The organism is Nigerium sp. (genome assembly GCF_039811905.1).
In the GTDB taxonomy this organism is placed as follows: Bacteria; Actinomycetota; Actinomycetes; order Propionibacteriales; family Propionibacteriaceae; genus Propioniciclava.
The window spans coordinates 1-19638 of the sequence record NZ_JBDHZL010000015.1 but is presented as its reverse complement, the minus strand read 5'-3'; the positions used below and the strand labels follow the sequence as shown (position 1 = coordinate 19638).

Here is a 19638-nt window from a genome sequence, read left to right as displayed (position 1 = left end):
CGGTTCAGCTCAGCGCAGCAGCGCCTCGGAATCGAGGCGGTACGGGCCGGTGTACTCGCTGATCAGCCAGGTCTTGCCATCGGCGCTGGGCGCCATGGTGTAGGTGAGGTCGCGGTCGAAGGTGACCTCGACCGGGCTCTTGTCGGTCTCGTAGTGGGCGACGGTGCGGTGGTGCATCGTCACGATCACGTTCTTCGTGTCGTTCTCGGCGTCGACCTCGACGTTGGTCAGCAGCTGGCTCACGATCAGCTTGCCGTTCGTCGGCACCTGCCACGTCGGCTCCTTGATCGAGTAGAGCTGCAGGCCGTCGAGCGCGTCGACGGCGTCCTCGTCGCCGGCCAGCGCCTTGTTGACGCGGTTGCGCCAGCTGTTCAGCGCGCCCGTTGTCAGCGAGCCTTCGACGCCCTTCGTCAGCTCGTCGGCCGTGTAGTGGGACTTCTGCGGGTCGAGCAGCTTCGGGTTGGTGCCGTGGGCCAGCGTGAAGTCGCTGGCGACCTTGGCGGCCTGGCGAGCACGCTGCTCGCCGACGGAGGCCTTGGCCTCCGGCGTCACATTGACGCGCTCAACGTACTTGGTGGGCACGGCCTGATCCGGGTCGACCGTGCAGCCGGTCAGCACCCCGAACATCAGCGCGAGCAGCGCCAGAATGGCAAAGGTCTTCTTCTTCATGATTCCCCCTGTGGATAGCGATGGTCGGTCGGTTCCCGCCGATGACGGCGAGGGCTGCCGCGAATCCGCTGGGGGAAGCGAGATCGGCGACGTGGACGCCTGCGGCGTCCGGGAAGGGCCAGGAGAGCAGCCGGGGGGCTGCGCCCGGCCCGGTCAGTCGGACGGCGTCGGGCGGGATGGACAGGCCCGCACCGGACGCCTTGAGGACGGCCTCGACGCGCACCCACTGGCGCGCGACGTCCTCGGTGGACGAGTCGGCTGGGAGGCCGACGAGCTCGGCGGCCCCGACCGGGACGGCGTCGAACGCCTCCAGGTCGAGCCCGAGCGGATGGTCGCCGCCGACGGCGACGCCCACCATGGTTCGGGTCCGCGAAATGCTGAACGCCAGGGCGGCGTCCGCGGTCGCGAACGGTTTGCCGTGGTCGGTCGAGCCGCAGGTCAGGCAGCTGCGACCGAACTCGATGCCGGCCGGGTCGGCGCCCAGGGCGGCGCCCACCGCGCGGCGGAGCAGCGCGTGCCCCGCCACGTAGGACGCCCGCTCATCGGAGCGCCGGAGCGAGCCCAGGTGGGCCAGCTCGTCGGCGTCCAAGAGCGCCAGGTCGGCCTCGCGCACGACGGTCGCGTGGGCGAACCACACGTCGATCATGCCGACACCAACCGCCGGACGAGGTCGAGCGCCAGGTCGTCGTTGCGGACGGCCGGCAGACCGTCGTCGATGTACCAGTCGTCGGTCGCCTCCGGGTGGGGCCCCACGGCCGCCACCCAGCCGGCGCCGAAGCGGTTGAGCACCGCGGCCGGCTCGCCGTTGGTGTAGCGCGCCAGCACCTGGGTGTTCTTCCCGGTGATGAAGCGGCAACCGTCCTGGAAGTAGACGTGACGGCGCTGACCGTTCCAGTCGAGCTGGACGATTGCGGCGTCCTCGTCGTGGACGTCGGCGCCCTTGGAGCTGATGTAGGAGTCGGTGTCTCCGTCCAGCAGCCCGAACCCGGGCGTGTGACCGGCGAGGTATCCCCCGAGGCAGAAGCCGAGGTATCGGCCACCGCCTGCTACGTAGTCGGTCACGGCGTCCGCGTTCTTGCGGATCTTCTTCCAGGCCTTGTCGAGGTCCCCGCCGCCCGGCTGGGCGTACACGGACGCCCCGGCCAGCGTTTCGGCGGTGAGCGGCAGGTCTTCGCGTTCGCCCACGTAGGCCACGTCGAAGCCGGCGTCGCGCAGCAGGCGGGCGACCGCCTCCGGGCAACCCTCGGTGGACGCCTTCCCGCGGTAGACGAGTGCGCGGTTCATCGGGCCTTCTTCCCCATCACGAGGTCCCGGGTGAACTTCGCCGGCCCGTTGATGAGCTCCTCCAGCGGGCCGCGCGTGAACTTGCGGCTCCACAGCAGGGCGAACGTCAGCAGGAGGGCGACCTCGATCATGTACTTCGTCCACTCCCAGTCGGTGTCCGGCTGGATCATCGTCATGAGCAGGTGGAACGTGTACATGGTCAGGGGCATCGAGCCCATGACGGCGATCGGACGGACCAGCTTCGGGGCCACCACGCCGAGCATCATGCATAGACCGAGCACCGCGGTGGCGACGCCGATCGTGAGCAGCATGTCGAACGGAGTGCCCGTGTGCGGGGCCAGGATGCCGAGCCACCACAGGGACGTGGTGGGCACGGTGCCGTCGCCGCCCCAGACGAGCCAGGTCGTGAAGTCGTCGAGCGCCATCGACTGGCTCGCCACGTCGGCGAGGTTCTGCAGCCCGCCGAGCGGGTTCATCAGGAGCCAGTTGGCCACGGCCGTGACGAAGGCGAGCGCGGAGCCCGCGAGCGTCAGGGTCAGGGCCGTCCAGCGACGGATGTTGAGGCGTCCGATGGCCATGCCGACCATCACGTAGGCGATCCACGGCAGCGCCGGGAAGACGCCGGTCAGGAACAGCCGCTGGACGGCGAACACCGGGTCGGCCGCGACGTTGATGAAGTTGAGGTTCACCGCGTCACCGCCCGGCAACACCATGCGCGCCGCGTAGCTCCAGAACGGGACCGCGACGGCCACGACCAGGGCGAGCGCCCCGAGCAGCCGGGCGGGAATCCGCAGGAACGGAATGGCGAGGATGAACAGCACCGCGTAGTACGGCAGGATCACGTTCGCCATGTCGGTCGGGATCACCATGCCGAGCGTCAGGCCGATCAGCGCGATCATGATCGCGCGGACGACCAGGGACGCGGCCGAGGCGAACCAGCGGCGTCCGGTCGGAAGGCGGCGCCGGCCGGAGCTCAGCGCGATGCCGACGCCGGCGAGCGTGGCGAACAGCGCGGACGCGGTGCCCGAGCTGATGCGCCAGGAGAAGGGCATGAGCCCGTCCTCGGTCTCGCCGCTGATGATGTGGACGATCATCATGCCGAACAGGGCGACGCCGCGGGCGACGTCGATGCCGACGATGCGGTTGGCGGTCCGGGTCGACGGCTCGAACTCGGTCGGGTCTTCACAGATGTGCGGAACCTCGGCGAGGTCGACACCGTCGGTGGCCGCACGGCGCGGCTCGGTCGTGGTGGCACTGCGACGCGAGGTCGAACTCGCGCGGAGAGCAGTCGCGTTGGTCAGGGCGACGGAACTCATGCGGAAACTCCTTCAACGGGCTGGGTCACGGTGCCGCGGTCGCGCCGGGCGGGAATGCCGACCCAGCGGGTGTTGGCGGGCAGCGACTCGCCCTTCATGATCAGCGTCAGCGGCTGGACGCGGGTGTCCTCGCCGACGGTGGCTCCGTAGAGCACGACCGCGCGGCTGGAGACGCTCGAGCCGGACTCCAGGTGAACCTCGCCCATCTTCATGACGCGGTCCTCGAACAGGTGGGTCTGAAGCGAGACGTCCGTCCCGACCGTGACGTCGTCGCCGATGCGGACGAGGTCGAACTCGGTGAGGTAGGTCGTGTCGATCAGGGTGCGCCGGCCGACCTTGGCGCCGAAGAGGCGCAGGAGCGGGCCGAGCATCGGCGTGCCGCTGACGAGCGACAGCAGCGCGGGGACGGCGGTGGTCTCGAAGACGCCGGTCATGAACTCGGTGCGGCGGACGAAGTTGCCCCACAGCGGCTCGACGCGGGTCTTGTAGCGACCGAGGAGCATCCACTTCATGAGCGCCACGACGAGCGTCACGGCCAGGCTGCCGGCCAGCGCGACGACGGCGGAGATGAGGATGATGGCCCACATCGGCCAGGTGCGCGACAGCATCGCGATCACCCACAGGGTGCCGAAGGTCGACAGGCCGAGGATGGTCGGCGGCAGCACGACGCGGAAGAACTCCACGAAGTAGCGCAGCGTCACCTTCCAGCGCGGCGGCGCGAACGTCGTCTCCTCGGTGAACTCCTCGAAGACCTCACGCTTGGGCAGGAAGATCGCCGGGTTGCCGAGCCACGAGGTGCCCTTGCCGACGCCGCGCACCGGCGGGGTCGAGAGGACGCCGAGCAGCGAGTCGCCGCCCATCCGCGTGCCCGACGGGACGAAGGAGGCGTTGCCGACGAAGGCGCGGTCCTCCACGACCGTCCGGCGGAAGGCCACGTGGCCGTTGGAGTAGGTCGCCGAGCCGATGGACGCCATGTCCGCGACGAACGTGCCGTCGCCGAGCGTGAGCAGGTCGGGATCGATGTTCGCGATGGTCGCGATCTCGGAGTCCTTGCCCACGTGCGCACCGAGGGCGCGCAGCCAGTGGGCGGTGTACATCGTGCCGTAGAGCTGGTTGGTGAGCCCGAGGGACGCCTCCAGCAGCTTGTCGCCGAACCACTTCTCGACGCCCAGCTCGGAGCGAAGGTGGTGGACGCCGACCGGCGTCTTCTGCAGCGCGAAGCGGCGGAACCAGAGGATCAGCGCGCACGCCGTGAGGACGAAGGCCGGGCCGGTGAACAGCGTGACGATGAGCGCCGTGCCGTCCTCGTAGGCCAGCATGACCAGCCAGACGAGCGCGACGATCGGCAGCATGGCCAGCATCGGCAGGAACTCGAGGAACGCGATGCCGAAGGCGAACTTGCGGCGCAGGTCGTAGGACCACTCGCGCGGAGCCTTGTCGCACTCCATCATCGTCTCGAGCGCCGGGTCGTTGGCCGTCTTGATCTTGGCGGACGGAGAACCGGACCACACCTCGCGGGCGGGCACCGTCTGGCCCTCGGCGAGCAGCGACTGCGCGCGGAGGACGGCGTGGTGCTCCACGGTGCAGGGGCCGGCCAGGACGGCGTTCGCGCCGACCGTGGCATCGTTCTCCAGCGTGACGCGACCGATGCGGAGGCGTCCGTCGGCGATCTCGAAGCCGCGCAGGTGCGTCTCGTAACCCACCGTCACGTTGTCACCGATGGTGACCATCGTCGGCAGCGGGATCTGCGCGGTGCCGATGTGCGAGCCCTCGCCCACCGTCGCGCCGAGCGCCCGCAGGTACCCGGCCATCCAGTGGGAGCCCGCCAGGTTCGGCAGCGGCGACAGCGAGATCGAGCGCTGGACGACCCACACCCGCAGGTGCTCCTTGCCGTACAGCGGGTACTCGCCCTCGGCGATGCCGTCGCCGAAGAAGCGCGCGGTCCACAGCGGGAGCACCCAGCGTCCGAACAGGTAGCTGAACGGAAGCGTGGCGGCCAACTGGAACAGCATCTCCATCGACGGACGCCCGTCGTGCAGCGAGTACAGAATGCCGATCGGCAGCATCGACACCAGCACGATGAAGTACAGGTAGGCGAACTGCGCGAGGCCGAACAGGAAAATCCGGCCCCCCGGGTACCGAACCCGTTCCGCATCCTCGACCTCTTCATGACCGACGGCACCGCTGTCGTCCAGGAAGGAGGAAAGGCCCCGGATCGTCGGGTGTCCGTAGAGATCGGGGATGGACAGGTCTTCGGTCCCGGGCAGGCCGGAAGCACGGAGTTTCGACACGAGGGTCGCCGCGATGAGCGAGTGACCACCCAGGTCGGTGAACAGGTCAGCCTCGGTCGACAACTGGTCGGCCGGAAGCTTCATGACCTGGGCCCAGACCTCGACGATCGACTGCTCGGTCTCGGTCTCGGGCGCACGGTAGGCGTCACCGCCGCCGATGAGGCGAGGGTGAGCGGGCAGCGGCAGCGCCTTGCGATCCGGCTTGCCGGACGGCATGAGCGGGATGTCGTCCACGAACTCGATGTAGTCCGGGACCATGTACGGCGGCAGCCGCTTGCGGGCGTGATCGTGCAGGGACGTCGCGAACTCGCGCTTGCCCTCCACGCCCTTGCTGAGCAGCAGGTAGGCCGCCAGCTCGCCGCCGGCCTCGCTGTCGATCTTGTTGAGCACGGCCGTCGAGACGATGTCGTTCTCGAGCAGGACGCCCTCGATCTCGCCCAGGTCGACGCGGTGACCGCGGACCTTGACCTCGGCGTCCTTGCGGCCGAGGTAGACGATGTTGCCGTTCTCGTCGAACCGGCCCAGGTCGCCGGTCTTGTAGGTGCGGCGGCCCTCCTCGTCGAGCACGAACTTCTCGGCGGTCAGGTCGGGACGGCCGACGTAGCCCACGGCCACGCCGACGCCGGTGATGCACAGCTCGCCGGGCATGCCGTCGGGAACGATCTCGAAGGTCTCCGGGTCGCGCAGCGTCGCCCCGTAGGTGGGCAGCGCCTTGCCGATCGTGACCGGCTCGCCCGGGTGCAGCTCGGCCCAGGTGCACGACGCGGTGCACTCGGTGGGGCCGTAGGTGTTCAGGATGCGGCGGCCGTGCGAGCCCCAGCGCTCCACCAGCTCGGGCGGGCAGGCCTCGCCGCCCAGGTTGAGCGTGTGGATGCGCGGCAGCGTCCGGTCCATCGTGGACAGCACGGTCGGAACCGCGTGCATGAACGTGATGCGGTTCTCCTCGAGGAAGTCCGCGAGGCCGGTGCCGACCTTGCGGCCGTCCGTCGGGCCGGCGATGAGCGCGGCGCCGGTGGCCCAGGTCGTCCAGAGCTCCTCCATCGAGAAGTCGAACGAGACCGACATGCCCTGGTAGACGCGGTCGGTCGCCTTCACGCCGTAGATCTCGGACGCCACCTTGATGAAGTTGCAGATGCTCGAGTGAGCGACCGCGACACCCTTCGGGCGGCCCGTGGAGCCGGACGTGTAGATGATGTAGGCGACCGGGTCGTCGGAGTCGTCGATCGGCAGGCGGCTCGACGGCTGCTGCGTGAGCTCGGCGGCCACCTCGTCCATGAAGACGGGCTGCAGGTCGAGCCCCTCCGACGAGGACGCCTTGTCGCTCGTGGTGAGCAGCACCTTCACGCCGGCGTCCGTCGCGATGTACTCGACGCGGTCGTGCGGGGCGTTCGGATCGATCGGCACGTAGGTGGCGCCGCTCTTGAGCGCGCCCAGGATCGCCTGGTACATGGGGAGCGAGCGGTCGATCAGGATGCCGACGGTGTCGCCGGGCCGGACGCCCAGGCTGTACAGGTAGTGGGCGACCCGGTTGCCGTCGGCGTCGAACTCCGCATAGGAGCGGACGACGCCGTTGCACTCGAGCGCGGTGGAGCCGGGCGCCGTGTCGGCGATGCGCTCCAGGAAGTAGAAGAGCCGGCGGGGCGGTTCCCCGGGCATCCACGACGCATGGCGATCGTGGTCAAGCGACTGCGGCGTCTGCGTGCTCGCAGGCGCCAGCGAGTTAATTGGCGGTGCTGCCACCGTGATTCCCCCTCAGCAAATTTCGCTGGGGGGCATGGTCATTGGTCGGTGCGCATGGTCAGTGCGCGGTTTGTTCCCCCCAGAACGAACAACAGGAAATATATCAGGACGAGGGGCCCACAACAGTCACCCTGCAGGGGGACTGCCCCCGAAACACGAAAATCTTTGGCGACACGCGTGTAACGAAGTTGAAATATTCCGTTCTTCCGGTGGTTTGGGAGGGGTTCCGCCGGGAGGTTTCCGGTTTCCTTCGGGATGGCAACATGGCAACAAAGCTGAGAAAACCCTGACGAAGCCCTCAGGAAACGGGGTCGGGCCCGTTCTGCGGGGCGGCGCGCAGGATGACACCCGCAGTCCCGTCGATGCGAATCGGCTCACCATCTTTCAGGATCCGCGTCACGTGTGGGATTCCGACCACCGCGGGGATCCCATATTCGCGAGCGACCACGGATCCGTGCGTCATGAGCCCGCCGACCTCGGTGACGAGCCCGCCGGCGGTGAGGAAGAGGGGCGTCCACGCCGGGTCGGTGCCGGCGCAGACGAGGATGTCCCCGGGCTCAAGGCGGGCCAATCGGGGATCGCGCACGATCCGCACCCGGCCCTCGGCCGCGCCGGGTGAGACGCCGGTGCCGTGGAGCGTCGCGCCGGCGGTGTCGGCGCCTGGGGCATCTGGGGCATCTGGGGCGCCCCGAGTGCTCCCGCCGGCGGGGGAGCCGAGGGGCGCCCCCGTGGCGCCTTCGAAGAAGGCGCGGCCGTCCCCGGCGAGCACCACGGGGACGCGGACGCGCCGCGCCTCGCGCGCCCGGGCGGCCGCGCGGGCGTCCACGAGGGCCCTGGTCGCCGCCGGATCGGTGGACGCCGCCCGCCAGCCGCGGGCGAGCGCGGCGAGCTCGTCGAGGGTCAGGTGGACGACGTCGGTGCGCTCGCCCAGGACGCCGGCGGCGACGAGGTCGTCCCCGGAGGCGAGCAGCGCCTCCCGGACGGCCCCGAGCCCCCGCACGAACGCGAACTTCGGGGTCTCGCGCGCGCCGATCAGGCGCCGGAGGCGTCCGGCGAGGAAGCGGAGCTGGGCGGCGTCCCGGCGTCCGAGCGAGGACGCGAGCGTCTCGATCGCGCGCCCGGCGGCGGCCTCGCCGCGCGCGAAGACGGCGTCGGGGGCGCGCGACGGGTCGTCGAGGGCGTTGTAGGAGGCGAGGGTGGCGAAGACGGCGTCCGGCTGCTCGCGCCAGCGCGGGGTGCCCAGATCGATCTCCGCGACGCCGCGCATGCCGTAGTCGGCGAGGAATCCGGCGACGGCGTCCTGGGCGACCGGCGGCAGCGTCCCGGCGCGGAACCGGGCGGCGAGCTGGGCGGGTTCGGCTCCGGCGAGGGCGTCGCGGGCGTCCGGGTCGCGGCGGATGGTCTGGGCGGCGCGCCACAGGTCAAGGTCCATCGTGGTGGTCACGTTGCCCGGGACGGCGCGCAGGATGGTGAGGGTCAGGGCGGAGGCGTCCGGGAGAGGGGAGCGCGCGGCCAGCGCCTGGAGCCGGCGCAGCATCGCGAGCGCGGGCACGATCACGGGTCCGAACCGCGGCAGCAACATCGGGAACGCCGACCGGGCGAACTCGCGCGCGGCCGCCACGCGGGCCAGCAGGCGGGCGTCGGGGTCGTCCGGGCGGGCGGCGGCGTCCAGGCGGGTGTCGAGGCCGTCGAGGTAGGCGGTGACGGCGGCGTCCAGGTTCGCGCGGGTCAGCTCGGGGCGAGCCAGGCTCACCGGCACGCGCGGCAGGACGCGGCCCGCCATCGCGGCCGCCACGCGCACGCCCGGACGCGGCAGGCGCCGGCCGGCGGGGCGGCGCTCGGTCAGCAGCGTGCCGACGATGGCCGCCGCGGTCGGCTCGACCAGGGGCAGGAAACGCGCGGCGAGCGGACGCAGGGGCCCGTCGAGCACGCGGTCCAGCCGAAGCCAGAGCCGCTCGGCCGCGGGTCGCAGGTAGGGATTGGTCGCCGCGTCGACCTCGATCCCGCCGAGCCGAGGCACGCTCGACAGCAGGCGCACGAGGATGTCCCGGCCGAGGGTCGTGATCGGCTCCAGCATGCCCTGGACGGCGCCGAAGCTCATCCAGACGGCGGTCGCGGGGCCGTCGGGGATCGGGAACAGGCTCGTGATCGGCCGGGCCTGCAGCAGCCACGCGCGGTCGCCGTCGATGGCCCACTCGATGTCTTGCGGGACGCCGTCGAGCTCGGCCACCCGCCGCCCCAGCGCGGTGAGGGCGGACGCCTCGGCCGGGCTGAGGATGCGGTCGCGCCCGGGCGCGGGGGTGCGGGAGAGCAGGCGTCCGGACGCCGTGTCGACGCGCAGGTTCTCGGGCGTGACCTGGCCCGACACGAGCTGCTCGCCGAGACCCTCGACGGCGTCGATCGTCGTGACGGACCGCTGCCCGGTGAGCGGGTCGGCGGTGAAGAGGACGCCGGAGACGTCGGCGTCCACCATGCGCTGGACGACGACGGCCAGGCTCAGCGTCCCGCCGACGTCGTTGCGGGCCCGGTAGGCGATGGCCCGTTCGGTCCACAGGCTGGCCCAGGCGTCCACGATGCGCGCGACGACGTCGTCGAGGCCGCGGACCTCGAGGTAGGTGTCCTGCTGGCCGGCGAACGAGAGGTCGGGGAGGTCCTCCGCGGTCGCCGACGACCGGACCGCGACGGCGTGGGCGTCCAGGTTCAGCCGCTCCAGAACGCCGGCCAACCGCGCCCGCTGGGCGTCGGTGGGCGGCTGGGCGCGGAAGGCGGACCGGATGCGCGCGGAGGCGTCCTCGGGGGTGATCTCGCCGGCCGCGTGGGCGGCGACGGCGGCGTCCAGCGTCTCCCGGACGCCCGGATGGTCGGCGACGAACGCGTCGTACTCCGCCGTCGGGACGATCACGAACGGCGGCACCGGCAGCTCCGCGTCGGCGAGCCGGACGAGGTTCGCACCCTTCCCGCCCAGCGTGGCGAGCCCCCACGGATCGTCCTCGGCGAGGCTGCGAGCGATGCTGTCGGCCATGGAAACTCCGATCTCGACAAGGGGCTTCGTCACCCACCGCCCCATCCTGCCACTCCCGTCCGTGCCCGCTCTGGGTTACCGTGGAGGGCAACCATCGGGACGCTGCGACGCCGTCGTCCCCGCCCGGGCATGGTCGTCCGGGCCGGGAGCGCTCCGCGTCGGCCGCGTCCCCCGGACGATCCAATGAAGGAGCACGCATGTCCGAGAAGCACGAACTGTCGAGGGACCACTTCGGGTTGTACATCGGCGGCGAATGGCGGGAGGCGTCCGGCGGCCAGACGCTCGACGCCGAGAATCCGGCGACGGGCGATCCGCTCGCGCAGATCGCCGACGCGACGAAGGAGGATGTGGACGCCGCCGCCGCGGCCGCCCGCGCCGCGTTCGCCGGCTGGGCCGAGAAGCCGGTCGCCGAGCGCTCGCAGGCGATGCTCGACATCGCCGACCTCATCGAGGAGAACCTGCAGTACCTCGCCACGGTCGAGTCGCTCGACAACGGCAAACCGATCCGGGAGACGAGCGCGGCGGACGTCCCGCTGGCCGTCGACCACTTCCGCTACTTCGCGGGCTGCATGCGGGCCGACGAGGGCGCGGCGACGATGCTCGACCCGAACACGCTGAACATCATCCTGCGCGAGCCGCTGGGCGTGATCGGGCAGATCGTGCCATGGAACTTCCCGTTCCTGATGGGCGCCTGGAAGCTCGCGCCGGCGCTCGTGGCCGGCAACACGGTGGTGTTCAAGCCCTCCAGCGCGACGTCGCTGTCGATCCTGGAGTTGGCGCGGCTGATCGACGAGGCCGGCATCCTGCCGAAGGGCGTGCTCAACGTGGTCACCGGCTCGGGCAGCCGCGCCGGCGACTACCTGCAGAAGGCCGACGTCGACAAGCTCGCGTTCACCGGCTCGACCGAGGTCGGCCGACAGATCGCGCTGGCGGCGGCCGAGAAGATCATCCCGGCCACGCTGGAGCTCGGCGGCAAGAGCGCGAACGTGTTCTTCGACGACGCCGACCCCGAGGTCGCGGTGAACGGCGTCCAGATGGGCATCCTGTTCAACCAGGGTCAGGTGTGTTCGGCGGGCTCGCGCATCTTCATCCAGCAGAAGGTGCTCGACGACTTCATGAACCGCCTGACCGAGTCGTTCGCCGCCGTGAAGATGGGCGACCCGCTCGACCCGGCCACCGAGATGGGCGCGCAGATCAACGTGTCGCAGTTGGAGAAGATCGTCGGCTACGTCGACGTCGGCCGCGAGGAGGGCGCCCGTATCGCCGTCGGCGGCAAGCGGGCCACCGAGGGTGCGCTGGCGAAGGGCGCGTTCATGGAGCCGACGCTGATGGTCGGCACGAACGACATGCGCGTCGCGCAGGAGGAGATCTTCGGGCCGGTGGGCGTCGTGATCCCGTTCAAGGACGAGGACGAGGTCGTCGAGATGGCCAACAACTCGCCCTACGGGCTGGGCGGCGGCGTCTTCAGCCGGAGCCTCGAGCGGGCGATTCGCGTCGCCACCCGCGTCCGGACCGGGCGCATCTGGGTCAACCAGTACAACGCCTTCCCGGCGGGGGCGCCGTTCGGCGGCTACAAGGAATCCGGCATCGGACGCGAAACCCACAAGATGATCCTGGACGCCTACCAGCAGACCAAGAACATTCTTGTGAACCTCTCCGGGTCGCCCGCGGGGTTGCCGTTCGCGAAGTGACGTGACGACCCCGGGGCGCGTGGCTGTCGCGCGCCCTGGGGTGGTCTCTCGGCGCCGTGGGCGTCCTCTTCCACCCCGTGGTGCATTTCTCCCGGTGGTGCGTTTCTACCTGACGTTCTCCACACTCTGAGGTGGACAACGTCACACGGCCCCGGACGCGCGTGACGGGCCCAGCGGCCCCCGCCTCGGAGCAACGCTGCCGCTGGCTCGGTGGGTCGAGGTCACCGTGGGTGACCGGATCACGACCGTCTCGAGGAGGCCCCGTCTCGAGACAGCCGCAAGGGTGCGGCCGCGCGCGAACGGGGGTGATGTCGTTCAGGCACGTCCCAGTGAGAACGGCGTCATCGTGGATCCGGCGCGCACCGGTTCGCACCCCGGCCACGGTCTGCCCCGCCTCGCCCCCCGTCGGCTGCACGAGTTGCAGCATGGGCGGGCTCATCACACCCAGATCCCCGAGTGGGGTGGATGCCGTCGCGCGCTGGCGACGGGGTTCGTGTGCCCGGCGCTGTGGTTTGCTCACACCCCGTGGGCAAACCACAGCGAACGGACGTTCGTCTTGGACGCCGCCGGCGCCGGTCGCCGGACGCGGCGTCCGCGAACGGGTGCGCAATGGATGCGCGATGACACTGTTCTCACTGGATCGGCCGGGATCGAGTGCGCACAGCTTCGCGGGCCCGTGGCGTGGGGGACGGGCCCGCGTGTGAGGGGCCGCGTGTGAGTGAGGGCCCTGCGTGAGGGGGCCGTGGGTGGACGGCCTGTGCGCGAGGGGAACGTCCGTGGGCGGACGGCCTGTGCGCGGGGGAGCGTCCGTGGGGGGCGCCGTGGAGGGAGCGCCCGTCGGATGACGGTCCGGCCCGCAGACGCAGACCACTCCGGCTTATCCCCCCGGGCGAAACGCGGAACCCATGTTCTCCAGGGCGGACGGCTCGATGGGGAGGCGTCCGGACCGGGCGGCGTCCACGAACTCGGCGTGATCGGCCTCGGTCTGGTCGGCGTAGAGCCGGGCGAAGTGCGCGAAGGCGTCCGCTGCGGCGTTGGCCTTGCCGAGGTAGCCGGCGACCATGGACGCCCCGGACGTCCGCGCGTGCCCCTTCGCGAGCAGATGCCCGACGATCCCCGCGTAGTCGGTGAGGCCCTGGGCGTTGATCGAGTCCAGCGGCACGGTCCCCTTCATGTTGCGGAACTGCCGCACGTAGAAGTCCATCGTCACCGGCTCCGTGCTCACCTGCCCGTCGAGGCCCAGCAGCTCGGCGCCCTGCGGCAGGGTGATCGACGTCCAGCCGAGCAGCGGATCCGACACGGTCTGCAGCGCCTGCTGGTACTCCACGACCCGGTGCCCCTGGTGGTCGTGCAGCGCGTGCTCGCCGTGCACGAATCGCGCCAGCACAGACCGCCGCGCCTGCTTCAGTTGCAGGAACAGGACGTCGTCGGGCGAGCTCCCCTCGAGCAGCGCGACGTACGCCCGTAGCCCGACCGACCCGACGCCGACGACCTTGTGCGCGATGTCCACCAGGGTGTAGCCCCCGACGACCGTCTTCCAGTGCGGGGCGAGGGTGTCTAGGTAACCATCCAGGGACGCCGCGACGGCCTCGTATTCGGCCTCCGGCAGGCGCGTGATGAGCGGAGGATCCTCCACGATCTTCCGCTTTCCCTCGATTTCATCGGTGAACTTCGGGAGCGCGCGGTCGGACGTCCGCTTCCGGGCTGCCTTCAGCGCCCGCTTCATCTCCGCGCGGAGCCCCTTCTCGGTGACGGTCTCCCGGATGCGGTCGGTGTCCAGCCGGTTGAACGAGCGCGCGAACAGCGGCTGCTCGGCGAGGTACACCATCTCGTCGCGGTAGGCGTGCACGCACGTCCGGACGGCGTCCGCGCAGTCGTCCTCGCTGTAGCCGTTCTCGCGGCCCGCCACGTACACGGACGCCGTCAGCCGCCGAAGATCCCACTCCCACGAGCCCGGATGCGCCTCGTCGAAGTCGTTGAGGTCGATCACCTGCTCGCCCTCGGGCGAGCGGTAGAAGCCGAAGTTGCCGAGGTGGCTGTCGCCGCAGACGACCGGCATGATGCCGGTCGACGGGAGAAACGCCGAGTCCGCCGCTTGGACGACCGCCGCCCCGCGTAAGAACCCGTACGGGGATGACGCCATCCGCCCCACCCGGACGGCGATCAGCTCGGGCACCCGCCCCACGTGTGACTGCTCGATGAGCGTCACGGGGTCGGTGCGGTGCGAGGTGGCCTTCCACCGGCCGAGCGTCTTGACGGGCACGATGTTGCGCAGATCCCGGCCGAGTTGGTACCGCTCCTCGCGCGTCGTCGACTGCTCCCGCACCGAGCGGAAGGCCGAACTGTCGGTCGTGGCGAGCACGGTGTGCTGGGCGGTCCTGGGCATGACCGCAGTATTGCCTAGCGGACGGGCGCGCTGCACCATCTCTCAGTCAACCGCGGCCGCGGCCGGCCGCGCCACACCCCGACGGACGCCTCCGTCGCGTCGCCCGCGGGGCGCGCCCGGGCAGGCACTTGGGCGCTCGGATCCGCCGCCCACCGAGCGGGACGCCGCGTCCCCAAAGATCGGACGCCGCGCGCTCAACCTTTGACCCCGGCGACGCGTTAATGAAGTGTGCCCACCCGGGAAGACGTTCAGGCCGAGTTCTCCGCGTTCGTCGAGGAGAACCGGGCGGCGTTGTCCCGGTACGGCTACCTCCTGACGGGGCGCGCGAGCAGCGTGGACGATCTCGTCCAGGAGGCGCTGGTGAAGACGTACCTGAACTGGGGCCGGATCGCTCCCGGAAGGGCGCTGGCGTTCACCCGGAAGGTGATGGCGAACCAGTGCACCGACTGGTGGCGCCGGCGGCGGTTCGAGTCACCCGACGAGGCGCCCGAGCGGGCCGCGGCGTCCGGGCAGCGGGGGTACGAGGCGGTCGAGGCGCGCGACGACATCGTTCGGCAGTTGGCCGCCCTGACGCCACGGGAGCGCGCGGTGGTCGTGCTGCGGTTCTACGCCGACCTGTCGGAGGCCGACGTGGCCCGCGACCTCGGCGTCTCGGTGGGCACGGTGAAGTCCACCTGCTCGCGGGCGCTGGCCCGCATGAGGCGGAACCTGACCGGCCCGCCGGTCAACGGAGCATGGAGCACAGCATGAACGCGTTCAACGAAACCCGCCTCCGCGAGGAGTTGCGCGCGGTCAGGGGGCCCGACCTTCCCGACGACCTGGCCGAACGGGTCGTCCGCCGGAGCGAACACCTGCGCCGGCTGCGCGTCGGCCTCGCGGTCGTCGCGCTGACGGTGGCCGTCGTCGGCGTCCTGGTGTGGCAGGCGCTCGGCCCGATCGGCCACCGCGCCGTGCCCGAGCCGGCGCCGTGGGTGGGCCAGCCGACGGCGACGAACTCCCCGGCGCCGACCGTCCCCACGATGTCGGGCGCCACGCCCCGGGCCACCCGGACGCCGTCCGCCCGCCTCTCCGCCACCCAGTTCGTCGTGCAGGGCGTCGCCTCCGCCGGGTTCGTCACCGCCGGCGGCAAGGCGCGGTGCCTGCTGCGCGACGGCTCCGTCATCTGCGACCCGCACCGGGACGCCCCCGCCTCGGCCCTGCCGCCCGTCGCCCAGGCCTGCCCGGACGCCGCGAGCGGCGACATTCTCCAGGGGACGCTCGCCGCCCGCTTCTCCTACGCCTGCGCGGCGTCCCGCCTCGACCCCGCCGCCGTCACCGATCAACCCTGGCAGCGGCAGTACGGGACGCCCACGCTCGACCTGGGCGGGCTCCGCGCCGCGGTCCTGCCGCAGGGCTCCACGCTGCGGTTCGGCGACGTCTCGTGCACGGCGACCGCGGCCGGCGGCGTCCGCTGCACGAACCGGACGTCCGGCAACGGGTTCACCTCGACCGCAAGGGGCTTCCGCGTGACGGGGCCGCAGGCGTCCGAGCCGACGCCGACGGCGTCCGGTTCGACGGGCCCGTCGACCCCGTCCGCCCCACCGCCGACGACCGCCCAGCCGACCCCGACGCCCACCCCGATCCCGGCGACGGCGGCGCTCGGCGCCGCCGCGGCCGGCCGCGGGGTGGGCGTCCGGATGATCCTGCTGTCCGACCTGGGCGAGTACGCCAACCTGCCAACGTCGACGGGCATGTCGTGCGACCCGCCGAAGAACCCGGACGCCGCCCGCCCGACCGACGGCCGCAGTTGGGGCTGGGCGCAGGAGAACAGCAACACCGCGCAGTGGACGGTCTGGCAGAACGTCACGCGCTGGGGCGACGCGCGCGCCGAGTTCGAGCGCGTCTCCGCCGACATCGGCTACTGCGCGTTCGGCGCGGGCTGGACGGTCACCGGCTCCGGCGACGTCCTCGTCGCGACCGGCCAGGGCCGGGCCGCGGCGATCGGGCGCAAGGGCGACCTCATCGTGGCCGTCCAGGTGGACCGCCCCGACCCGGGCGGAGAGGCGCCCGTCGCCCAGGCCCGCGCGCTGCTGACCGAGGCCCTCGGACGCCTCTGAACCGCGTCCCCAGCTGGCCGCCGGGGTCGGCGTCCGAACCGGCGTCCGGCGCCGGCGGCCCGTTCGTATACTGCGGCCATGGACGTCTCCGGGATGCGCAAGAGCTACGAACGCGGCGAGCTCGACGAGGCGGGGGCCGCGTCCGAGCCGCTCAAGGAGTTCGACGCCTGGCTGAACGACGCCGTCAAGGCCAAGGTGCCCGAGCCAAGCGCGATGACGCTGGCGACGGTCGCGCCCGACGGGCGGCCGTCGACGCGGGTCGTCCTGCTGAAGGGCTACGACGAGCAGGGCTTCGTGTTCTTCACGAACTACGACTCCCGCAAGGGGCGCGAGCTGGCGGGCAACCCGCACGCGGCCCTGCAGTTCCACTGGGTGGAGTTGGAGCGGGTCGTGCGCATCGAGGGCACGGTGGGCAAGGTCTCGGCCGAGGAGTCGGACGCCTACTTCGTGCAGCGTCCGCTGGACAGCCGCATCGGAGCGTGGGCGTCCCCGCAGTCGCAGGAGATCTCGTCGCGGGCCGTGCTCGTCGCGAACGCGGCGAAGGCGTCCGCGCAGTTCGGGCTGAAGCCGCCGCGTCCCGAGCACTGGGGCGGCTACCGGCTCGTTCCCGACGCGATCGAGTTCTGGCAGGGACGCCGCAGCCGCCTCCACGACCGGCTGCGGTATACCCGCGAGGACGGCCGGTGGGTGCGTCGGCGGCTTGCGCCGTAGGCGTCCGGGCGTCGACTAGGCTGGCCGCGTGGCTAGCTCGAACACGTCCCCGAAGACCTCCGCGACCCCGCGCGCGCTGACCCTGTTGCGCGCGATGGCGGTCATCACGGCCGTCGCGGCCGCGATCCAGGCCATCCTGGGCCTGTACCTGCGCACCAGCCCCGCGTTCCACGCGCACACCGCCGTCGCCGGCATCGCGCTCGTCGCGTCCGTCGTGGCCGCGGTGGCCGCCGGACGGTGGGCCCGCGCGAGCGGCAACCGCGGGCTCGCCGGCCACGCGGTCAGCCTTCCGCTGCTCGCTGTCGCCCAGTGGGCGCTGGGCGAGCTGGGCGTCACGATGATCCACATCGTCGTCGGGCTGCTGTTCTTGCTGGACGCCGTGGCGCTCGTCACCCTCGTCTACCGCAAACCCGGGCGGGTCGCGCGGTAGGGAAGGCTAGGCTGGGCGCCGAAATCCCACGGGAGCCTCCGGCAGGAGGCTGAGATCAGGCTGACGCCGTCTGGACCGTCGAACCTGTCCGGGTCATGCCGGCGAAGGAAGTGAAGTCCATGCCCACTCAGTCACGCACGCGGGCGTCCGGGGGAGCGGCGTCCCGGCAGCACCTGCTCGCCGCGGACCTGCCCGCGCCCGGCCGCGCCGCCGTCACCGGGGGCGTCTGGGGCAATTACGTCGATCAGCTCAACATCTTTCTGCCCGTCACCGCGCTGGCGCCGGCGCTGCCGACGATCGCGGGGCGCGACGCGGTGGCGTCCACGGTCGCGTTCGTGGTGATGGCGACCCTCATCGGGCGCCCGCTGGGCGCGATGATCTTCGGCCGCATCTCGGACGCCGTCGGTCGCACCACGACCACCCGCGTCGCGATCGCGGGGACGGCGGCGTGCACGTTCGGCATCGCGGCCGTCCCGCCGGCGGAGTCGATCGGGCTGCTGTCGATCGGCATCGTGATCGGCCTGCGGTTCCTCGGTGGGGTGTTCCTGGCCGGCGAGTACACGTCGGCGATCCCGCTGGCGATGGAGTGGTCGGAGCCGACGCGGCGGGGGCTGGCGTCCGGGTTGATCATGTCGATGGCCGCCTGGGCGCAGGCGACGATCGCCCTGGTCACGGTGGGTTTGCTGACCGTCTTGGGGCCGGACGCCTACGCCGCCTGGGGCTGGCGCGCGTCGTTCGCGGCGGGCGGGACGGCGTCGGTGCTCATGCTGATCTACTACACGCGGCACGTCGCGGACGCCCCGATCTTCCGGCGGCACCCGGCCAAGACGACCGGCGCCCCCCGGCTCGCGCAGGTGCTCGCCGGGCGGTACGCCGGCCAGTTCTGGCAGGTGTTCGCCCTGATGAGCGGGCTGTGGTTCCTGACGAACATGACCGTCATCGTCCTGACGCAGCGCATGGTGAGCGACGTCGGGCTCGACGCGCGGGGGGCGTCCGTCGCGATGGCCCTCGCCTCGATCGCCCAGGCGATCGTGATGGCGCTCGCGGGGCACCTCTCCACCGGCACGGGACGCCGCCGCTTCTTCATCGGCTGGGGCCTGCTCGCCGTGGGCGCCGGTGCGCCGCTGTGGCTCTGGATCACCGCGGGCCCGCGTCCGGCGCTCGTGGCCGGCGTGGGCGCCGCGCTGCTGCAGGTCGTCACCGTGTGCGCCTACGGCCCGGTCGGGGCCTACATCAACGAGCGCTTCCCGACGCACGTGCGCGCGACCGGCTACGGCACGGCGTACTCGCTGTCGATCGTGATCCCGGCGCTGTACCCGTACTATCTGCCCGCGCTCGAGCGGGTACTCGGCCACCAGGGCGCGCCCGCGGCCCTGATCGTGCTCGGCGCGCTGCTCGTCGCCGTGGGCGGGGCGCTCGGGCCGCGGCTGTCCCCGGCCGAGATCGACGACGACCTCGAGGCCGTCGCCGCCCGCGCGGACGTGCGCGGAGGCGTCCCGGCCGGGTCGGTTGAGGCCGGGTCGGGGCGCGGCGAGCGTGCCGACGGAGGCGCGCGGTGAGCGGGGTCGCGTCGGTGGTGGACGCCGTGCGCTCCGCGGCCCCGCTGGTGCACTGCATCACGGCGACCGTGTCGATGAACCTCGTGGCCGACGCCCTGCTGGCCGCCGCCGCGCGGCCCATGATGACCGAGACGGAGGCGGAGGCGCCCGTCGTGGACGCCGTCGCGGACGTCCTGCTGATCAACCTCGGCACGCTGTCGGCCGACGGGGCGGCGGGCATCCCGCCGACGGTCGCGGCGGCGCGCGACCGGGGAGCCCCGTGGGTGCTCGACCCGGCCGCGATCGGGCGTGGGCCCGTCCGGACGCCGCTCGCCCACGAGCTGGCCGGGCGCGGCCCCGCGGTGATCAGGGGGAACGCGTCCGAGATCCTCGTGCTGGCGCGCGCGGGCGAGGGCGGCCGCGGGGCCGATTCGACGGCCCGGCCCGAGGACGCGGCGGCCGCC

The 19638-nt window shown here is 71.8% G+C and carries 14 protein-coding genes and 1 riboswitch; of the genes, 7 read left to right on the top strand and 7 right to left on the bottom strand.

Annotated features, from left to right (window positions below; translation table 11 throughout):
• Nucleotides 1-9 precede the first annotated feature (9 nt).
• The 6 genes from WMJ97_RS04915 to WMJ97_RS04890 form a co-directional block, all read right to left on the bottom strand.
• Nucleotides 10-669 (bottom strand): hypothetical protein, encoded by a 660-nt coding sequence (locus tag WMJ97_RS04915; RefSeq protein ID WP_347347855.1) that lies wholly within the window; start codon nt 667-669, stop codon nt 10-12.
• Nucleotides 563-1315 carry a hypothetical protein gene (locus WMJ97_RS04910; RefSeq protein WP_347347854.1) on the bottom strand — a complete coding sequence of 251 codons (753 nt, stop codon included), beginning with the start codon at nt 1313-1315 and terminating at the stop codon, nt 563-565. The genes WMJ97_RS04915 and WMJ97_RS04910 overlap by 107 nt, the downstream gene beginning before the upstream one ends.
• Nucleotides 1312-1953: a BPL-N domain-containing protein gene (locus WMJ97_RS04905; RefSeq protein WP_347347853.1), complete on the bottom strand. Its 642-nt coding sequence runs from the start codon at nt 1951-1953 to the stop codon at nt 1312-1314. Before WMJ97_RS04905 ends, WMJ97_RS04910 begins: the two co-directional genes overlap by 4 nt.
• Nucleotides 1950-3269 carry a heparan-alpha-glucosaminide N-acetyltransferase domain-containing protein gene (locus WMJ97_RS04900; RefSeq protein WP_347347852.1) on the bottom strand — a complete coding sequence of 440 codons (1320 nt, stop codon included), beginning with the start codon at nt 3267-3269 and terminating at the stop codon, nt 1950-1952. The genes WMJ97_RS04905 and WMJ97_RS04900 overlap by 4 nt, the downstream gene beginning before the upstream one ends.
• On the bottom strand, nt 3266-7216 hold the full coding sequence (locus tag WMJ97_RS04895; protein ID WP_347347851.1) for a Pls/PosA family non-ribosomal peptide synthetase: 3951 nt from the start codon (nt 7214-7216) through the stop codon (nt 3266-3268). Before WMJ97_RS04895 ends, WMJ97_RS04900 begins: the two co-directional genes overlap by 4 nt.
• Nucleotides 7217-7598: 382 nt before the next feature.
• On the bottom strand, nt 7599-10322 hold the full coding sequence (locus WMJ97_RS04890; protein WP_347347850.1) for a PEP/pyruvate-binding domain-containing protein: 2724 nt from the start codon (nt 10320-10322) through the stop codon (nt 7599-7601).
• A gap of 197 nt (nt 10323-10519) precedes the next feature.
• Here WMJ97_RS04890 and WMJ97_RS04885 point away from each other — a divergent pair, with 197 nt between their 5' ends.
• The gene (locus tag WMJ97_RS04885) at nt 10520-12013 is read left to right on the top strand and encodes an aldehyde dehydrogenase family protein (protein WP_347347849.1); all 1494 of its coding nucleotides are present in this window, start codon (nt 10520-10522) and stop codon (nt 12011-12013) included.
• A gap of 877 nt (nt 12014-12890) precedes the next feature.
• Here WMJ97_RS04885 and WMJ97_RS04880 read toward each other — a convergent pair.
• On the bottom strand, nt 12891-14399 hold the full coding sequence (locus tag WMJ97_RS04880; RefSeq protein WP_347347848.1) for a DUF2252 domain-containing protein: 1509 nt from the start codon (nt 14397-14399) through the stop codon (nt 12891-12893).
• 228 nt (nt 14400-14627) lie between these two features.
• On the opposite strand from WMJ97_RS04880, the gene WMJ97_RS04875 reads away from it, so the two are divergent.
• The 6 genes from WMJ97_RS04875 to WMJ97_RS04850 form a co-directional block, all read left to right on the top strand.
• Nucleotides 14628-15149, top strand: a complete 522-nt coding sequence (locus tag WMJ97_RS04875; RefSeq protein WP_347347847.1) for a SigE family RNA polymerase sigma factor — start codon at nt 14628-14630, stop codon at nt 15147-15149.
• A complete protein-coding gene (locus tag WMJ97_RS04870; protein WP_347347846.1) occupies nt 15146-16495 on the top strand; it encodes a hypothetical protein in 1350 nt (449 codons plus the stop codon). Before WMJ97_RS04875 ends, WMJ97_RS04870 begins: the two co-directional genes overlap by 4 nt.
• 78 nt (nt 16496-16573) lie before the next feature.
• Nucleotides 16574-17206, top strand: a complete 633-nt coding sequence (gene pdxH / locus WMJ97_RS04865; RefSeq protein ID WP_347347845.1) for a pyridoxamine 5'-phosphate oxidase — start codon at nt 16574-16576, stop codon at nt 17204-17206.
• Nucleotides 17207-17234: 28 nt separating this feature from the next.
• Nucleotides 17235-17636, top strand: coding sequence for a hypothetical protein (locus WMJ97_RS04860; protein WP_347347844.1), 402 nt, complete (start codon nt 17235-17237; stop codon nt 17634-17636).
• 18 nt (nt 17637-17654) lie between these two features.
• A riboswitch (TPP riboswitch) is annotated at nt 17655-17763 on the top strand.
• Nucleotides 17756-19195 carry an MFS transporter gene (locus tag WMJ97_RS04855; RefSeq protein WP_347347843.1) on the top strand — a complete coding sequence of 480 codons (1440 nt, stop codon included), beginning with the start codon at nt 17756-17758 and terminating at the stop codon, nt 19193-19195. Its footprint overlaps the riboswitch before it by 8 nt.
• A partial coding sequence (locus tag WMJ97_RS04850; RefSeq protein ID WP_347347842.1) for a hydroxyethylthiazole kinase occupies nt 19192-19638 on the top strand: 447 nt, incomplete at its 3' end. The genes WMJ97_RS04855 and WMJ97_RS04850, both read left to right, overlap by 4 nt.